We start from the raw sequence: 15348 nt of genomic DNA on the forward strand, positions 1-15348 counted from the left end.
TTATTATCAGAAAAGAAAAAGTTTATTGCTCGCCTTTGAACTTTGAAATTCATCTCTGGGCTAAAGCCCAGAGGTTTCTTTCAAAGGCTCGCCCTAAACATTTTGTTTTAAAAAATGTTGAAGTCGGCAATTATGAAGATTGGATAAAATACAGTGATCATGTTCCGATTATTATTGATTTTGAAGATTAAAATTTCTGTCACCATTCAAAACAACATTCTCGGATTGCTCAGATATCTAAGAAAAGCAAGTTTCCGTATCGATTTATCTGCCAGATATCAGAAATTATCCGAGAACTGTCATCTGGGGCTTGTAGCGTTTCTGCGGAAAGCGCCATAGACGACAACCCTAAAATTTCAGGTTTTTTCTGTGTTCACGACGATAGAATAACAATTCCCTCATTATAAATCTTTGTTCAATTAACTACTTTTCAGAAAGTACAATGTTTAACAAGTGCTATCTTTAACCGATAACATTAATAATGATGGGGCTTTATGCCGCCCCATGAACAAGGCAGTTTGGATTGCAATTGTTGCAGTTGCTTTATCATTTGCGGGTGCATTTTATTTTTACGGGAAAATGCCTGACAGGGTTGCATCGCATTGGAATGCCAGTGGCGAAGTTGATGGCTACATGCCGAAATTCTGGGGCGTGTTTCTCATGCCCATTGTATCTGTTGCTGTTTTGCTGTTGCTGGTTATTATCCCGGCCATAGACCCGAAGAAAAAAAATATTGATGAGTTCCGGCCGTATTTTGACTGGTTCATTGCATTGATGATGCTTTTCCTGCTCTATATATACTCCCTTACAATAGCCTACAATCTCGGGCATGAATTTGACATGGGCAAGATGATTATGCCGGCATTGGGCGTCCTGTTCTATTATATTGGGATACTCATGGGCCACGCAAAAATGAACTGGACCATTGGGATTAGGACGCCGTGGACTCTCAGCGATGAAAAAGTCTGGGACAAACCCCATAAGCTCGGCGGCAAGCTCTTCAAGGCTGCGGGGATTATATCCATTTTATCATTCTTTATGCCGGATTACCAGTTTATCATCGTGATAGTGTCGATAATGCTGGCTGCAATTGTTTCAGTGGTTTATTCTTACCTGGAGTATAGGAACGCCAAGGAGCGAAAGATTAAATAACAAGCAGCAAAAGATCATTCTTATCCGGGTTAATATCAAAATGGCACCAAGAAGGAAGGCGAAGAGGGCAATTTACCATAATATAAAATTCCGATATGGAAAAGGTATTTTAATTTCTATTGCTATGCTTGTGCTGGCAGTCCTCTCAGGATGCTCTGGGAGCCTGCTGCCTGACAGCCAGGACCTGGTTTGCTTTAAGGAAGTGTGCTTTGAAATTGAGCGCGCGACAACTCCAGTTGACAGGGAACGGGGACTGATGAACAGGGAAAGCCTTGACGAGCAGGCCGGCATGCTCTTTATTTTTGAGAGGGAGGGGATTTATGGCTTTTGGATGAAAAATACCCTTATCCCCCTCGATATCATATGGATTAATAAGGACGGCAAGGTGGTGCACATTGCGCCGAATGCCCAGCCTTGCAGCGGGGAACCATGCACGCTTAATGAGCCAACTGCGCCGGCAAAATACGTGCTTGAAATAAATGCCGGCCTTGCGGAAAAACTGGGCATAAAAACTGGCAGCCAGGCTGACATTGTTGCAAAAAGTTAAAAGCATGGTGTTTCTGGTATCCTAAAAAAGGGGTCTTGAAATTTATCAGCAGGTTGATTAGGTGGATTAATTGTTTTTCCGAAATTTTCTTCAGGAGGAAACAGCATGCCCATTGTACAGGTGGAGAGGGTAGATAATGTTGGAAAATATGCCATAGCAAGGCTGCCAAATAATGCCACGGCCAAGCTTACCAGCAGTTATATTAGGAATATAGCTCCGGGTGATATTGTCCTTGTGCAGCGCAGTGCGATTGGCCCTTATGAGGGTATTAGGAATGTCGGGACATATGGATATCATAAAGCAACTGAAACTGAGAGAGAAGCGTTATTTGCGCCAGAACAGGTAATTGATATAATTTTGCACGACAATGTCACTCAGGACATGCTAGTAGTGGGGATGTTTAAGGATATAACAGAACTCATTCCGGATAGTGTTGCCAGTCATATGCATGTAGAGAAAGAAGGAACAATCATGGATAATTCCGGTGAACTGAAAAAAGTTTATGCTTTGCTAAAACCGCATGAGAAAGATGTGGAGACCATAAAGCAATTGACCATGCTTGGAAAAAGATATGTAAGTGCCCATTTCAGAAATATTTACAACTCCAGTCAATTTGTAAGCAGCATGATTGGATTTGTCAGGGGCCCAAGAAGGAGGGCGCTGGAACTGGGGGATAAAGTGCGGGCACTGATTGAGGCAACTCCGGAAAAACAGGCTTAGTGGCCAGTGTGATTATTTCTTGGATAAAATTTTTAAGCGATGCCGGCTAATGCTTGTTTATGGAAGAGCAAATAATCCTTGTCGACCAAAATGACAGGGAAATCGGCGCCGGGGAAAAAACCAGCGTGCACAAAAAAGGGCTGCTGCACCGCGCCTTCTCTATATTAATTTTGAATAAGAACGGGGAAATGCTTCTTCAGCAGAGGGCAAACATTAAATACCATTCAGGCGGCAAATGGAGCAATGTGTGCTGCGGGCATCCGCGGCCAAGCGAATCCATAGAAAAGGCCGCGGAGAGAAGGCTGATGGAAGAGATAGGCATTAAATGCGCGCTCAGGGAGCTTTTTACATTCATCTACAAGGTTGGGCTTGACAACGGCCTGACCGAGCACGAATTTCTCCATGTTTTCATCGGGGAATTCAATGGCGCCCCTGAGCCCAATCCCGATGAGGTGGATAATTGGGAATGGACCGGAGTTGATGAGCTTCAGCAGGGCATGAAGGTGCATCCTGGAAAATACACTTATTGGTTTAAGATTGCATTTGAAAAATATATGGGCAATTATGCGGATTATAAATAAGGGGCAATGGCAAAATGAGGGACAATAGCATCTTGTGCGCAGAAATTGTGTATATGGATATAGACGTCACAACAATAAGATTTATAAAGCCCTGCTAAATCCCAATTCCGACGCATTTATGCGTCCTTATACTGAAAGAGTGGGGAACATTGTTTAATGAGGAGGTAATATAAAATGGCCAAGAATAAGGAACATATTAACCTGGTTGTTATCGGGCATGTCGATCACGGCAAATCAACCACAGTTGGACGACTTTTGTATGATTCTGGAAATATTGACGAACAGTCTATGAGAAAGCTCAAGGACAAGGCTAAGGAACTTGGAAAAGTCGGATTCGAGTTCGCATTCATTATGGACAACCTGAAGGAAGAGCAGGAAAGGGGAGTCACAATTGACCTTTCACACAAGAAATTCGAGACTCCGAAGTATTATTTCACAATAATCGATGCGCCTGGCCACAGGGACTTTATCAAGAACATGATTACAGGGGCATCACAGGCAGACGCGGCAATTCTGATTGTTTCAGGCAATGCAAGCGATGGCGTGCAGGCCCAGACAAAGGAGCATGTGTTCCTTTCAAAGACTTTGGGTGTCCAGCAGCTCATTGTTGGCGTGAACAAGCTCGACATGGTCGGCTATGACCAGAAGAGGTATGAAGCTGTTAAGGCTGAGGTGTCAAACCTCCTGAAAACAGTTGGCTACAAGCCTGATGAAGTGCCATTCATTCCATTGGCTTCCCTTAAGGGGGACAATGTCGCCAAGAAATCAGAAAATTTCCCATGGTGGACAGGCCCGACATTGCTTGAAGCCCTGGACCAGTTTAAGACTCCTGAAAAGCCAACCCAGCTCCCATTGAGGCTGCCAATCCAGGATGTGTATAACATCACAGGAATTGGAGTAGTCCCTGTAGGAAGGGTTGAAACAGGCATTATGAAAGTCAACGACAAGGTCATCGTCGTGCCAGGAAGGGAAGGCAAGGGCGTTACCGGCGAAGTCAAGACAATTGAGATGCACCATGAGCAGATGCAGCAGGCAGAGCCTGGCGACAACATCGGCTTTAACGTGCGGGGCCTGAACAAGAAGGATATCGCAAGGGGCGACGTCCTGGGCCATGTTGACAATGCTCCAACAGTTGCAACAGAGTTCACTGCGCAGATTGTGGTGCTGAACCATCCAACTGTTGTCACAGTAGGATATACGCCTGTGTTCCACATCCACACAGCACAGGTAGCGTGCCAGTTCATCGAATTGGTGAAGAAGCTGAACCCTGCAACAGGAGAAGTACTGCAGGAGAAGCCCGACTTTATCAAGAACGGCGATGCGGCTATCGTGAAAATCAAGCCAGTGCATCCCTTGGTAATTGAAAAATACAAGGATATCCCGCACCTGGCAAGGTTCGCGATAAGGGACTCAGGTTCCACAGTCGCAGCGGGCATGTGCATTGACCTGGTCAAGAAGTAAGCCTTCAACCTGTCTTTTATTGGACAGCACGGCTAACCAGGCATTGTCGTGTGGCAAACCCCTAGGCAATCAATGAGGAGAAAAAATGCAAAAAGCAAGGATCAAGTTGGCAAGCATTGATATTACAAAGATAAACCAAACTTGCCAATACATAAAAGAGATTGCTGACAAGACAGGGGTTGAAATCCGCGGTCCGATTCCTTTGCCCACAAAAAGGCTTAAGCTTACCACAAGGAAAGGCCCGGCAGGGAACGGCACAGCCACATGGGACAGGTTTGAGATGCGCGTCCACAAGAGGCTCATTGACCTTGGCATTGATGAAAGGGCCCTGAGATTGGTCATGAGGGTTCCGATTCCTGAAGGGCTTAACATTGAGATTGAGATGGTTGATGTTTGATTTTTATTTTATGATTTTTAATAAAAAAAGAGTTCTGTTTTTTGAAAAAAATAATCGGCAGGTAAAAAGCATGGCATCACAATATCATGAAGCAAAGAGAGAAAGGGATTCGTATTTAGCCAGGGCTGCGTCATACTCAACAGAAGGGAGATATAATGAGGCTCTATCCGCAATAAGGAAAGCCAGCGGAGTTCTCAGGAATCATAATATTAAATCAAGCAGCGACTTATACCAGGCAGTTTACAATGCTGAGCAAGGAGCCTACAAGTCATTGTTCCTTCAAAACCTGGAAGAGTCGAAAATTGCCCTCATAGACGAAAATCTGCGCGAAGCAAAAATCAGAGTGGATAGTGCAGTTGAATATTGGTCCAGGATAAGGCAAAATGATGAGTTAAGGTCGATTAAGGGTGTTACAAAGTTACAGGCCGGCCGCCAATACATAGAGCAGGTAAGGGACTGGCTGGAAAGCCCCGAGGGTTTCAAATCAATTGAGTCAATAATAAATGAGCATAATTCTGCATTAATGGTGCCAGATAGCAGCCGGCAATAGGCTTAAATCCGCAATTGACAAGCTGGCTCATTTTAGAGTAATGCGAAGTGAGGAAATTTTTCACCTTCTTTTCACTTGCGAGTGATATCCCTCGCAAAGGTTTTTATATCCCGTGCAATTTTAAAAATCAATGAGAAATTCGCAAGTGCTCAAGGAAATGCCTCTTAATCTTGTGGACTATGCAAGGGTTTTGCAGGCTCAGGGCTATAGGGTTTTGACTGCCAGGAGCGCTGAGGTTGCTGGCACAGGAAGGTATCTGCCGGGCAATGTCAGGGACAATTCTTTTTTCATGGACGGGCAGCCATGGTACAATATAGGCTTGGATGGAACCAAGTCAAATCCAAAGGTTTTTCAGAATGAATGGGAAGTGCTGAAGGCCAGCGGTGTTCTTGAACGGCGCGTCCTTGATGAGGACAAGGATGCAGTTTACATGGCATTTATGGCTGCCAAGGATGCCTTGGACGATGCCCGGATGAAGCCAGAGGAACTGAAAGGGGTCATTGTTGCCAGCATCAGCAACCCAAACAGGTATCCCAGCATGGCAGCGAAAATTACTGAGATGCTCGGCGCAAGAAATGTCAATTACGCCGTAGACTTGGCAGGTGCGTGTGCCGGCTCGTGTTTCGCGGTTGGCCATGCAGCAGACAGGATAATGTACAATGAACAGGGCCCATATTTGATAGTTGGGCTGGAGCATCTCACAAAGCAGGCAGATTATGTGGAGAGGGACATCAATTCCAACCTTTTCAGTGATGGGGCTGGAGCAATGATATTGAAGCCGGGCAGTGATTTGGAAAAGGGTGTGCAAGGCCTGGCAACTTCAGCCGACCCCCATGACAATAAGCTTAATTATATACTTCATGACGGCCGAAATATGTGCCGCATGGCCTTTGGCAAATATGTCTTCATCCATGCTTCCAAGACAATGGCTGACTTGGCGCAAAAAGCAGCTGATGCCGCAGGCTGGCACTTAGACGATGTCATTTTTGACCCGCATCAGGCAAATTTATGGATAATTCACAAGGCAGGGGACGTTGCAGGCGTGCCTCTTGAAAAAACCCTAATCAACGTCCATAAGTACGGCAACATGTCCAGCGCAACATGGCTCATTGCGCTTGATGAAGCCAGGAAAGAAGGCATAAACACAAACCAATGGGTCTATCTGCGCCACCTCAATAAATTAAAAAATATGAATGCCATTGGGATACATCCTGAATATAGGGAAAGGCCTCCGATGACACTGGAAGAGATGGACTTGGTTCTAAGCGGCACTGCATTGAAAAATGACCAGATTGCCCTTGATTATCGGGACTTGCTTAAAGTTGGCACTGGCCAGCAGCCAAGGCTAATTAAAGTTAAAGAGGGAAGCAAGGTTTTGGGGGATGCTTTCGGGTCAGGCCTTGTTGCCGGAGCAGTTCCAATACAGTTCTAGGTAATAAGTAGGTTTTTGAAGAAATAAATTTGGCAGCGCTTACAATATCTGCCTGACCTTTTCAATTGACTCTGCAACTTCTGCGCCGAGCTTTGTGAGGGCCAAAAGTTTCAGCCTGCCTGTTTTCTCAAAATTGACAAGGCCGGACTTCTGCATCTCCTGCAGGATTTTTACAACATGTGAATAGGTGCAGTCCACTGATTTTGCCAGCGCTGAAGCGTACATTTCGCCTTTGGCATTGTAGAGGTTGACAAGCATCATTGAGGGTTTCTCCCGAAAAAATGTGTTGAAGATTTTCTTGTTTTTCATCCCACTGCCCCTCGGTAAATTCATGCTAGCTAAAGCCCCGGCATCCGGGGCTTGACTGAAAATTATAGTTTATAGCATATATGTTGGAGTTTATAAATATTTTGTTTTGTCATTTTTTACAAAATTTGAAAAAGTTGGCAATGGAAAAATTTTTAAATGGATTTTTATGCAGATATATACAATAAGATGTATGCAACAAAAAAGATAAACGCAGTTTTCTTTGACCTTGACGGGACATTGGTGAGCCTTAATAATTTTTATTTCAGGATTGAGACTGAGAATTACCGCAAAATCTGGAACATAAGGCTGTCGAGGAAAGTCTGGAACGCCGGGCACGGCCTGCCGGAGAAGCCATTTGTCGAGAATATCCTAAAGCATTATGGCATCAGCAAGAAAGAAGCAGACAGGAAATTGCCCGCGCTATGGGCTGACCGGGCCAGGAGGATGAAAAAGGCAATTGCCGTGATAAGGGTAAGGCCATTGCCAGGGACAGGGGAGATTCTCCGACAGTTATGGAGAAGGAAAATCCCCATGGTCATGATAACGGGCAATACAAAAAATACAGGGAGCCAGGTTTTGAATGCTTCGGGCCTGAAAAAATATTTTGCCATGGACTGTTATGCCGACAAAGCCAGCAGCCGTGCAGTTTTTCTCAGAAAATCAATCAGGCTCTTGGAAAAAAGGATTGGGAAAAGGCTGGACAGGAAAAAAATCCTGGTCGTCGGGGACACAGTGCATGATATACTGAGCGGAAAAAGGAATGGTTGCCGGACAATGGCTGTAGCGACTGGCATAACCCCATTTTCTGAGCTCAAAAAGCACAGGCCCACTTACTGCCTGCCTAACCTTAAAAACACAAGCCAGTTCCTGTCATTGCTATGAATGAAAAGGATGATAATGAAGGGTTCCTTTTTCCCTTTGGGAATGTCCGCAACGAGCAGGACAAGCTTATTGTGGCCATCCGGCATGCGCTGAAGGAAAGGAAGCACCTGATAATACACGCGCCCACAGGATTGGGGAAAACCGTCGCCAGCCTCGGCCCTGCATTGAAATTTGCCATTGAAAACAAAAAAACTGTTTTCTTCCTCACATCAAGGCATACGCAGCATGTCATAGCAATTGACACGCTAAAGGCCATCAAGGAAAAGTTTGGGACGGAATTTTCAGCAACTGACATAATCGGAAAAAAGCACATGTGCATTTTCCCGGGCATGGATCGCACAACTTCCGGCGAATTTATTGACTACTGCCGCCAGCTGAGGGAGGAAGACAAGTGTGACTACTACACCAACTTCAGAAAAAACAACAAGGTAAGCGTCAAGGCAAGGACTGTTGCCGACGAGCTTAAGCGGGCAATAAACCACACTGAAAAAATAATTGAGGTTTCGGCGCAGGAAAAATTATGCCCGTATGAGATGGCAGCATTTCTTGGCAGCGAGGCCAAAGTCATCATAGGGGATTATTACTATCTTTTCAGCCCGGCAGTGAGGGATTCATTCTTCAGGCGCATTGAAAAAAAGATGGAGGATGCAATTGTCATTGTGGACGAGGCGCATAACCTGCCGGCGCGGCTGAGAAGCCTCATGAGCATACATATTTCGAGCTTTATCATGAAAAGGGCCATACAGGAAGCCAGGAAATTCAAGCATGAGGCAGTGCTGTCGCACCTTGTTGGCCTGCAAAATGTGCTCAACGCATTGTCAGGGGACCTCAAGGATGAGATGGCTGTTACAAGGGAATCGCTGATGGAGCCCGCAAGAAAGATTGCCGACTATGATATGATGGTTGAGGACATGGAGATGGCAGCTGAAAGCATCAGGAACAAGCAAAGATTCAGCTTTGTTGGAAGCGTTGCGAGATTCCTGGATGCATGGCGGGGCGAGGATGAAGGCTATGTCAGGGTATTGTCAGTTGGGAACTTTGCAGGGGAGCCTTATGTCAGGCTTGCCTACAACTGCCTTGACCCCAGCATCGTCACAAAGGATGCGATTGAAAGCTGCCATTCGATAATCTGCATGTCCGGAACGCTGACCCCCTCGACAATGTATGCTGACCTTCTGGGCTTTGACTCAAGGACCATGAGCATGGAATTCGGCAGCCCGTTTCCGCAGGACAATGTGCTGAGGATGGTCGTGCCTGACACCACAACAAAATACACCAAGCGAACCCCGCAGCAATTTGAGAAAATTGGAAAAATCTGTGCAGATATTGCCAATGCGGTTCCGGGGAATTCAGCATTTTTCTTCCCGAGCTACAGCCTGCGGGACACTGTCGCCAAAATTTTTACCAGGCATTGCACCAAAAAAATATTTTATGAGGACAGCAGGATGGACAAGGGGCAAAGGCAGGGCCTGCTGGAAAAATTCAAGAAGGAAAGCGTGAGCAAAGAGGGGGCGGTTTTGCTCGGCACTGCGACAGGCTCGTTTGGCGAGGGAATAGACCTGCCAGGCGATTTCCTCAAGGCAGTGGTGGTGGTAGGCCTCCCGCTCAATCCGCCTGATGTCGAGACAAAGGCGTTGATTGACTATTACAACAAGAAATATGGGAAAGGGTTTGATTATGCATACACTTTCCCGGCCATAACAAAATGCATGCAAAGCGCAGGGAGGTGCATAAGGAGCGAGACTGACAGGGGGATAATAGTCTTCCTGGATGAAAGGTTTGCCTTTCCGCACTATGCCAGGTGCTTCCCGCCCGACTATAATTTGAGGGTCACCAGCAGGTATATTGAGGAAATAAACAACTTCTTTAACATAAAAACATAAATTATAAATATAGATTTATCCATATAATGGCCCAGGTGTGCAAAGTGTCCAAAAAGAAAATATCCATAGTTATGGATAAAGATGTCTTTGAAGAGTTCAGGAAGTTCTGCGAAGCCAACAGCAGAGCTGGCCTCAGCTCGCACGGAAGCAAGGGAGATATTCTTCGCCGTGCTCAGAAATCTCCCGAACTGAGAGCTAAACATTTTTGGATGGTTCTACAATGAAAAAGAAAGTTTCCATGACAATAGACGATGACGTCTTTGAGGAATTCAGGAAGTACTGCGAAGCCAACGGCATGAAGATTTCCACAAAAGTCGAGGCAATGATGAAGGACACCATGAAAAACCTCAGCCTCGGGAAGTTTCTGAAGAAGTGAGAAAAAATGCTGAACACCTTGCTTGCATTATATTCACTGTCAGGAAACCATCAAATCGCCTGATGAACTAAGAACAAATGGCAAAAAGCATTATGCTGTAAAGAAGCTCAATGGCCACACCCTTAAAGTTGTATATGTAAAGGAAAAGGATATAAAGGTGATTACCTCTTTTTTCTTATAATGAAAATAAGATATGATGCGGATGCTATGTACATAACACTGAGGGATGATAAAATAGACCACACTAAAGAGATAGATGAAAATACAATAGCTGATTTTAATAAAGAGGGCCAAGTCATAGGTGTAGAATTGCTTTTTGTCAGGGAAAGAAATCCAGATGTTTTGAAGGAGTTTCAAGTTCAAAACCTTATGCCGGCTTAGCTTCTGTTCTTATTCCGAAAAATATTTAAGATGATGCCCAATATTCTTCCATTATGCGCAGAAGTGGCTTTTTTGGCAGAAGGGGCGTTTCCCCGCTGATTGCAACTGTTGTTCTCATCGGCTTTGCCGTGTCGTTAGGCGCAGTCATAATGAGCTGGGGCAAGACAATCTTTGAAGAGGAGCCTACGGTTGAGATCCCGCCAGAGCAGTCCAACCTTGTCTGGTACATGGGTAGCAATATCGAAAATGTCTGCTATTCGGGCGAGTCCATCAAAATGACGCTGAAGAGCGACCCGAAGATAAACATCAAGTCAATTTTTGTGGCTGCCAGACACAGCCATTATCACAAACTCGCCGCAGAGATGCAGCTAATTCTGTCTTTGACCACTAAAGAGAATAAATGGCAGGCTTAAATCATTGTCTTATGCTTTCTGTGCAGCCAGACAACCGAGAAATAGAGGAATACAACAGCCAAGAGGACAATGCCCAATGCCAGGAACAATGCCGGCAGGCCGAATTTATATGCAATATAGGCACCAATGGGCGCGGTTATGATGTATGGCACAGTGGACAATAGGCCAAGGCTGGAAAAATAGTTCTGCCGTTCCGTTTCGTGGAGCAGGTCATTTATGAGGAGGCCATGTGCAACCCCGGCTATGGCCCCGCCTATGACTCCGACAATTGTCCCCATGGATATTGAGATTATGTTCGGGTTGTAATAATAGGTCAAAGGCATTATTGCCATGAATGTTGTGCCAAAGGCAAGCATCGGGAATTTGCCATATGCCCTTGCGTTAATCCTGGAAATCAGGGGGCCGAACAGGGATGTCAATGCAGCCACGGTAAATACCAATGCCACGCTCATGTAATTGCCCAGCCCGGGGTGGCTGGCATTCTGGAAAATGTAAATCCCAAAATAGGAATTGCCAAGGACCTGCACACTCGCAACAAGAATGCTTGATGTTATCATTATCGCTGTCAGCTTGTCCTTCATGAATGCCTGGAATGCAATTTTTATTTTTGCCAGGCCGCCATAAATATGGGGAAAAACGCTGTCGTGCTCGTGTGTCACATCCTGCTCTGGCCTGGCCAATGCGAAAATCAGGATGCCGAGCAAAAAAGCCAGGGCTGATATGCCCAGCACAAGGAAACTGTTGTTCAGGTGCATCCCTGAGATAGCCAGGTAAGGGATATTGTCAAGTGAAAAGCCGGTTATGATGAGGGCGGCGGCAGTGACTATCAGCCCGTATTTGGACAAGAACCGCATCACGGCATTGCCCGCAGACTTATCCCGCAGTTTCAGGTAAAAATCCCCAAAAATGGCAACCAATACGCCTGAAATCAGTATCAATGCGGAAAACGCCCAGTAATTCTTCATCTCCAGGCTGACACCAAGCAGAATCATGGAGAGCGAAAACAAAATGCCTGCAATTATGGCGACCCTTTTATTGTAAGCGCTGTTCCTGTGGTAGCTCTGCACCACGGTAGATGTGAAGACGCTGAGGAGGGTTTTCACGGCATTGATTATTCCAATCAGGAAAATCCCAGCCCCGCTCTGCAGGAAAAAAATGTTTATGAATTGCTGCGATGAAAAGCCATAGCCAACTGTGTCAAAGAAATCCTTTGCGGCATACTTGCCTGCATTGGGGTCGCTTTTGGGCTTGGCTTTTTTGCCCAGCACATTGTCCAGCTCATTTTCCAGGAATCCCTTGGCGACATACTCTGACTTTATCACAGCAGGGTCTTCGCCTGCATTTACCCTCTTTTCAATCTCCTTCCGCGCCCCATCATCCATGCCCTGAATGTCTCAAAATGTGTATATAAAGTTTTTTGTTTTAAGATGCAATTAGAATCAGGATGTAAGGGAAGCGTTCTGGTAGTTTATCACGACTGGCTTGCCGTCCTGCATCAGCCTCGTTATCCGGGCATTTCCATTGCTGTCAACTTTAACAGCGACCTGCATGTTCCTTGTGCTGAATTCAGCATTCCTTTCAAAGAAATATTGCTCAATCCCGTATTCCACCCGCATCGTGCTGCCCGAGACATAATTTACCTTGCCTGCGATAAAGGCCTTATCTTCCGGCTTTGCTGGTGAGCTTCCGGCATATCTCCAAACATGGTTTTCATCTTCCTCCAGCCATACATAGATATTGTCCCCGCTTTTCACGCCTTCGACAAAGGGGATTGACCCGATTTCATATGCAATTGTGATGTATTGCCCACGAAAAATGTCAAATGGGTCAACAGGCCTTGTGTCAAGAATGATTTCCTTGCCAAACATTAAAGGCCATGTGAGAATAAGTATCATGATTGCCAGAACACCGAGAAGGACACAAAGTCCGATAATCAGCCTTGTTGTTTGCTTCATAGCTATGCTCCCTGTTTAGGTGGTTGCGGGGATTCGACCGGGTTCTCATTCGCCAGGCCTGAATCACGTGGTTTGTCCATGTCTTTTATTTCACGGATGAGCTTTCTTCTCCATCTCTCAATAAACCAGCCACCGGCCAAAAGGATAATGCCACCAATTATGAAAATCAGGCTTAAGCTGAGGTATCCCCTGAGGTCCATCATAAATCCAATATACCGTGTAATAATGAAAAGGGCAAAGAAGAATATTCCCAGGTTTACAAGTTTGGGCAGTCTCTGCCACGTGCCATAGAAAATAATCCCGAGGATTACGCCAAGGAATACAAGGTTGGAAAAAATCCATATGACCCATAATGCAAAAGACATGCTGGAACGGCTCCATGCGCCATAATATTCCGCTTCCCAGCTGCAATTCCTGTCCGAAGTGCATGTTGACCGGGTAGTTGAGCTGCGGCATTTATCCGACACAGTGTTGTATTCCTGCCTAATAGAAGAAATTGCCGCTCCGCCATAAGTATCGGAACAATAACCCTTGCCCGGGCTAATTGCGGAGGTCGGGATAGTTTGAGTTTGTACACAGGACAAGATATTGCCGTGCCCGCTGCTGTCAGCGAAATTAACAGCCCCTTCAGCATCCTCGAAACTTAGATGTATGGCAAGGTCCTTTTTCAGGCTCTCATTTGTGAATGAATTGGAAAAGAGATCCAAGACTTCCGAAGCAGTCAGCGCCCTTCCCCATATTGCAAAGTCATCTACAGAGCCTCTGAAAGCTCTGCCCTCTAAATCAATTTCATTTCCAATTACCACTCGCTCAGGTGTAGTGTTATATGCATAGCTGGGTGTCCTGGACCTGAATTTGCCATCCAGGTATAAAGTCGTTAGTGTTATTCCTGATTCATAGGTAACTGCCACATGGTGCCACTGGTTATCTTTGTACTGCTGTGAGGATGCCATGGTGAACCAGTCTCTATTTTTATTCCAACCCAAAACACCGAATTGGCTTGAATCACAGGCTTCAATCTGGAAATTTTCACCATCTTTATTTGCGCCGAATCCGCCCAGCGTGCAGGGTGACGATTGATAACTTTCCGGGAATTTAAACCAAAGGGCTAAAGTCTTATCGCCAGTTGTGGGAAGGCCTGAGGGGGCTTCCTTGATCAAGTAGGATTTTCCTGTATTGGAAAATTCAAGAGCATAACCGAACTTGCCCCTTACAGACTTGCTGCACAAGGAGGAGGTGGTTGACTGTTGCTGTGCTGGCGCTGCATTAGGGTTGGTCCATTTGCACCCGCTGCCTTCGCATGCCCCTTGAGAGTCAATGTTGTAGCAGTTTTTTTGTACGCAGTCACCATTGCTGATATTGCGCCACTCACAGATGCTGGCCTGGCTGCATTCGTTTGCTCCATTATATTCATAACAATTCACAGGCCTGCACTCCCCAATCTCATTTGACCCCAGCTTTGAAACTCCGATCACCGCGAGCAAAAGGACAACAATTCCCAGGAAGTAGTATATTTCCCTCTGGTTTTGTCTATCGCTTTTTTTGGCCAGCATTACCCCAAGAATAAAGATGATTATCGCCACAATTGCGACCACTGTAAAAAACCCCATGACGCCTCCCCCGGCGTCCATTCCTTCAATCCACAACACTGACAGGATCAGCTGAAAGCTTAAGAGGTAGGAATACAGCAAAAAATAGAACGCTGCCCAGAATTGATAAAGCCTGGCAAACGCGTGCTGCCTGTATTTATGCAGCAAATAAAGCCCGAAAAAAAAGACTCCGACTGCCAATAAAATGAAGGACAAATAGACAAATGAAAATTCAAAGCCGTTGTCCATGAATGCAAAGTATTGCAGGCACAGCCAGACAAGGAACTCCACAAGGGCCAGGACAAGGTTAATCGCTGATGGAAGGATGTATGCAGTGAACAGTACACCGGCCCATGCCGGCAGGAATAGCCATGCAGTGCCCTGAAAAGAGACATCTGTGTGAAAAATCTGTGCTATCAGGAAAATGCTGGAGGTATACAGCAGGGCTCCGAGAACAAATAATGCTTTTGCGGTGCCCCCATATCCCTTTAGCCTGGCCATGACTCCGCTTGCAAATGCTGCGCATGTAAAAAAAACAAGGATAATAATTTTGACCGCTGAACTGAAGATATGCCAGTTTTGCGCAATTATCCATGCAACTCCTATAAAAATCAAGATTGAGCCGATTACTGCAACAATGGTGCCAAAAGACGCCATCCCTTTTTTGTTAACCACGTTAAGCATTGTGCGTCAAATAGGATATAAATATTTATCGGTCAC

18 protein-coding genes are annotated in these 15348 nt (G+C 45.5%); 14 read left to right on the top strand and 4 right to left on the bottom strand.

All coding sequences use genetic code 11. The features are described 5' to 3' along the window. The 9 genes from J4227_05150 to J4227_05190 all read left to right on the top strand — a co-directional run. A partial coding sequence (locus J4227_05150; protein MBS3109888.1) for a hypothetical protein occupies positions 1–191 on the top strand: 191 nt, incomplete at its 5' end. A 313-nt stretch (positions 192–504) separates the two neighbouring features. Beyond that, a complete protein-coding gene (locus J4227_05155; GenBank protein MBS3109889.1) occupies positions 505–1152 on the top strand; it encodes an SdpI family protein in 648 nt (215 codons plus the stop codon). Positions 1153–1192: 40 nt separating this feature from the next. Then, complete coding sequence (locus tag J4227_05160; protein MBS3109890.1) at positions 1193–1699, top strand: DUF192 domain-containing protein; 507 nt, start codon at positions 1193–1195, stop codon at positions 1697–1699. 105 nt (positions 1700–1804) lie between these two features. After that, positions 1805–2419: a hypothetical protein gene (locus J4227_05165; protein MBS3109891.1), complete on the top strand. Its 615-nt coding sequence runs from the start codon at positions 1805–1807 to the stop codon at positions 2417–2419. Positions 2420–2478: 59 nt separating this feature from the next. Continuing rightward, positions 2479–3000, top strand: coding sequence for an isopentenyl-diphosphate Delta-isomerase (gene idi / locus J4227_05170; GenBank protein MBS3109892.1), 522 nt, complete (start codon positions 2479–2481; stop codon positions 2998–3000). Between the two features lie 174 nt (positions 3001–3174). Continuing rightward, positions 3175–4461 (top strand): translation elongation factor EF-1 subunit alpha, encoded by a 1287-nt coding sequence (gene tuf, locus J4227_05175; protein ID MBS3109893.1) that lies wholly within the window; start codon positions 3175–3177, stop codon positions 4459–4461. Positions 4462–4546: 85 nt separating this feature from the next. After that, positions 4547–4858: a 30S ribosomal protein S10 gene (rpsJ, locus tag J4227_05180; protein ID MBS3109894.1), complete on the top strand. Its 312-nt coding sequence runs from the start codon at positions 4547–4549 to the stop codon at positions 4856–4858. A 70-nt stretch (positions 4859–4928) separates the two neighbouring features. Then, positions 4929–5408 carry a hypothetical protein gene (locus tag J4227_05185; GenBank protein ID MBS3109895.1) on the top strand — a complete coding sequence of 160 codons (480 nt, stop codon included), beginning with the start codon at positions 4929–4931 and terminating at the stop codon, positions 5406–5408. 130 nt (positions 5409–5538) lie between these two features. Then, a complete protein-coding gene (locus tag J4227_05190; protein MBS3109896.1) occupies positions 5539–6840 on the top strand; it encodes a hypothetical protein in 1302 nt (433 codons plus the stop codon). A gap of 39 nt (positions 6841–6879) precedes the next feature. Here J4227_05190 and J4227_05195 read toward each other — a convergent pair whose 3' ends face one another. Further along, positions 6880–7149 (bottom strand): winged helix DNA-binding protein, encoded by a 270-nt coding sequence (locus J4227_05195; protein ID MBS3109897.1) that lies wholly within the window; start codon positions 7147–7149, stop codon positions 6880–6882. A gap of 156 nt (positions 7150–7305) precedes the next feature. On the opposite strand from J4227_05195, the gene J4227_05200 reads away from it, so the two are divergent. From J4227_05200 to J4227_05220, 5 genes are all read left to right on the top strand, one after another. Continuing rightward, on the top strand, positions 7306–8031 hold the full coding sequence (locus J4227_05200; GenBank protein MBS3109898.1) for an HAD family hydrolase: 726 nt from the start codon (positions 7306–7308) through the stop codon (positions 8029–8031). Continuing rightward, a complete protein-coding gene (locus J4227_05205) occupies positions 8028–9914 on the top strand; it encodes an ATP-dependent DNA helicase (protein ID MBS3109899.1) in 1887 nt (628 codons plus the stop codon). Before J4227_05200 ends, J4227_05205 begins: the two co-directional genes overlap by 4 nt. A gap of 220 nt (positions 9915–10134) precedes the next feature. Next, positions 10135–10290: a hypothetical protein gene (locus J4227_05210; GenBank protein ID MBS3109900.1), complete on the top strand. Its 156-nt coding sequence runs from the start codon at positions 10135–10137 to the stop codon at positions 10288–10290. A 180-nt stretch (positions 10291–10470) separates the two neighbouring features. Next, complete coding sequence (locus J4227_05215; protein ID MBS3109901.1) at positions 10471–10671, top strand: DUF2283 domain-containing protein; 201 nt, start codon at positions 10471–10473, stop codon at positions 10669–10671. Between the two features lie 53 nt (positions 10672–10724). After that, a complete protein-coding gene (locus tag J4227_05220; protein ID MBS3109902.1) occupies positions 10725–11084 on the top strand; it encodes a hypothetical protein in 360 nt (119 codons plus the stop codon). On the opposite strand, the gene J4227_05225 is transcribed toward J4227_05220, so the two are convergent. From J4227_05225 to J4227_05235, 3 genes are read right to left on the bottom strand one after another with little or no spacing between them, the layout of a single operon-like run. Next, entirely contained in the window at positions 11081–12466 is a 1386-nt protein-coding gene (locus J4227_05225) for a hypothetical protein (protein ID MBS3109903.1), read from the bottom strand. The genes J4227_05220 and J4227_05225 overlap by 4 nt on opposite strands. A gap of 57 nt (positions 12467–12523) precedes the next feature. After that, positions 12524–13039, bottom strand: coding sequence for a GDYXXLXY domain-containing protein (locus J4227_05230; protein ID MBS3109904.1), 516 nt, complete (start codon positions 13037–13039; stop codon positions 12524–12526). Positions 13040–13041: 2 nt separating this feature from the next. Then, entirely contained in the window at positions 13042–15303 is a 2262-nt protein-coding gene (locus tag J4227_05235; protein MBS3109905.1) for a DUF2157 domain-containing protein, read from the bottom strand. Positions 15304–15348: the final 45 nt, after the last annotated feature.

The organism is Candidatus Woesearchaeota archaeon, from assembly GCA_018303405.1.
GTDB lineage: Archaea > Nanobdellota > Nanobdellia > Woesearchaeales > JABMPP01 > JAGVYD01.

Coding starts and splice junctions, on each gene's coding strand:
- J4227_05230 (MBS3109904.1), bottom strand. CDS start 13,039: ATGAAGCAAACAACAAGGCTGATTATCGGACTTTGTGTCCTTCTCGGT.
- J4227_05165 (MBS3109891.1), top strand. CDS start 1,805: ATGCCCATTGTACAGGTGGAGAGGGTAGATAATGTTGGAAAATATGCC.
- J4227_05215 (MBS3109901.1), top strand. CDS start 10,471: ATGAAAATAAGATATGATGCGGATGCTATGTACATAACACTGAGGGAT.
- J4227_05160 (MBS3109890.1), top strand. CDS start 1,193: ATGGCACCAAGAAGGAAGGCGAAGAGGGCAATTTACCATAATATAAAA.
- J4227_05200 (MBS3109898.1), top strand. CDS start 7,306: ATGGATTTTTATGCAGATATATACAATAAGATGTATGCAACAAAAAAG.
- J4227_05190 (MBS3109896.1), top strand. CDS start 5,539: ATGAGAAATTCGCAAGTGCTCAAGGAAATGCCTCTTAATCTTGTGGAC.
- tuf (MBS3109893.1), top strand. CDS start 3,175: ATGGCCAAGAATAAGGAACATATTAACCTGGTTGTTATCGGGCATGTC.
- J4227_05210 (MBS3109900.1), top strand. CDS start 10,135: ATGAAAAAGAAAGTTTCCATGACAATAGACGATGACGTCTTTGAGGAA.
- J4227_05225 (MBS3109903.1), bottom strand. CDS start 12,466: ATGGATGATGGGGCGCGGAAGGAGATTGAAAAGAGGGTAAATGCAGGC.
- J4227_05195 (MBS3109897.1), bottom strand. CDS start 7,149: ATGAAAAACAAGAAAATCTTCAACACATTTTTTCGGGAGAAACCCTCA.
- rpsJ (MBS3109894.1), top strand. CDS start 4,547: ATGCAAAAAGCAAGGATCAAGTTGGCAAGCATTGATATTACAAAGATA.
- J4227_05185 (MBS3109895.1), top strand. CDS start 4,929: ATGGCATCACAATATCATGAAGCAAAGAGAGAAAGGGATTCGTATTTA.
- J4227_05220 (MBS3109902.1), top strand. CDS start 10,725: ATGCGCAGAAGTGGCTTTTTTGGCAGAAGGGGCGTTTCCCCGCTGATT.
- J4227_05205 (MBS3109899.1), top strand. CDS start 8,028: ATGAATGAAAAGGATGATAATGAAGGGTTCCTTTTTCCCTTTGGGAAT.
- J4227_05155 (MBS3109889.1), top strand. CDS start 505: ATGAACAAGGCAGTTTGGATTGCAATTGTTGCAGTTGCTTTATCATTT.
- idi (MBS3109892.1), top strand. CDS start 2,479: ATGGAAGAGCAAATAATCCTTGTCGACCAAAATGACAGGGAAATCGGC.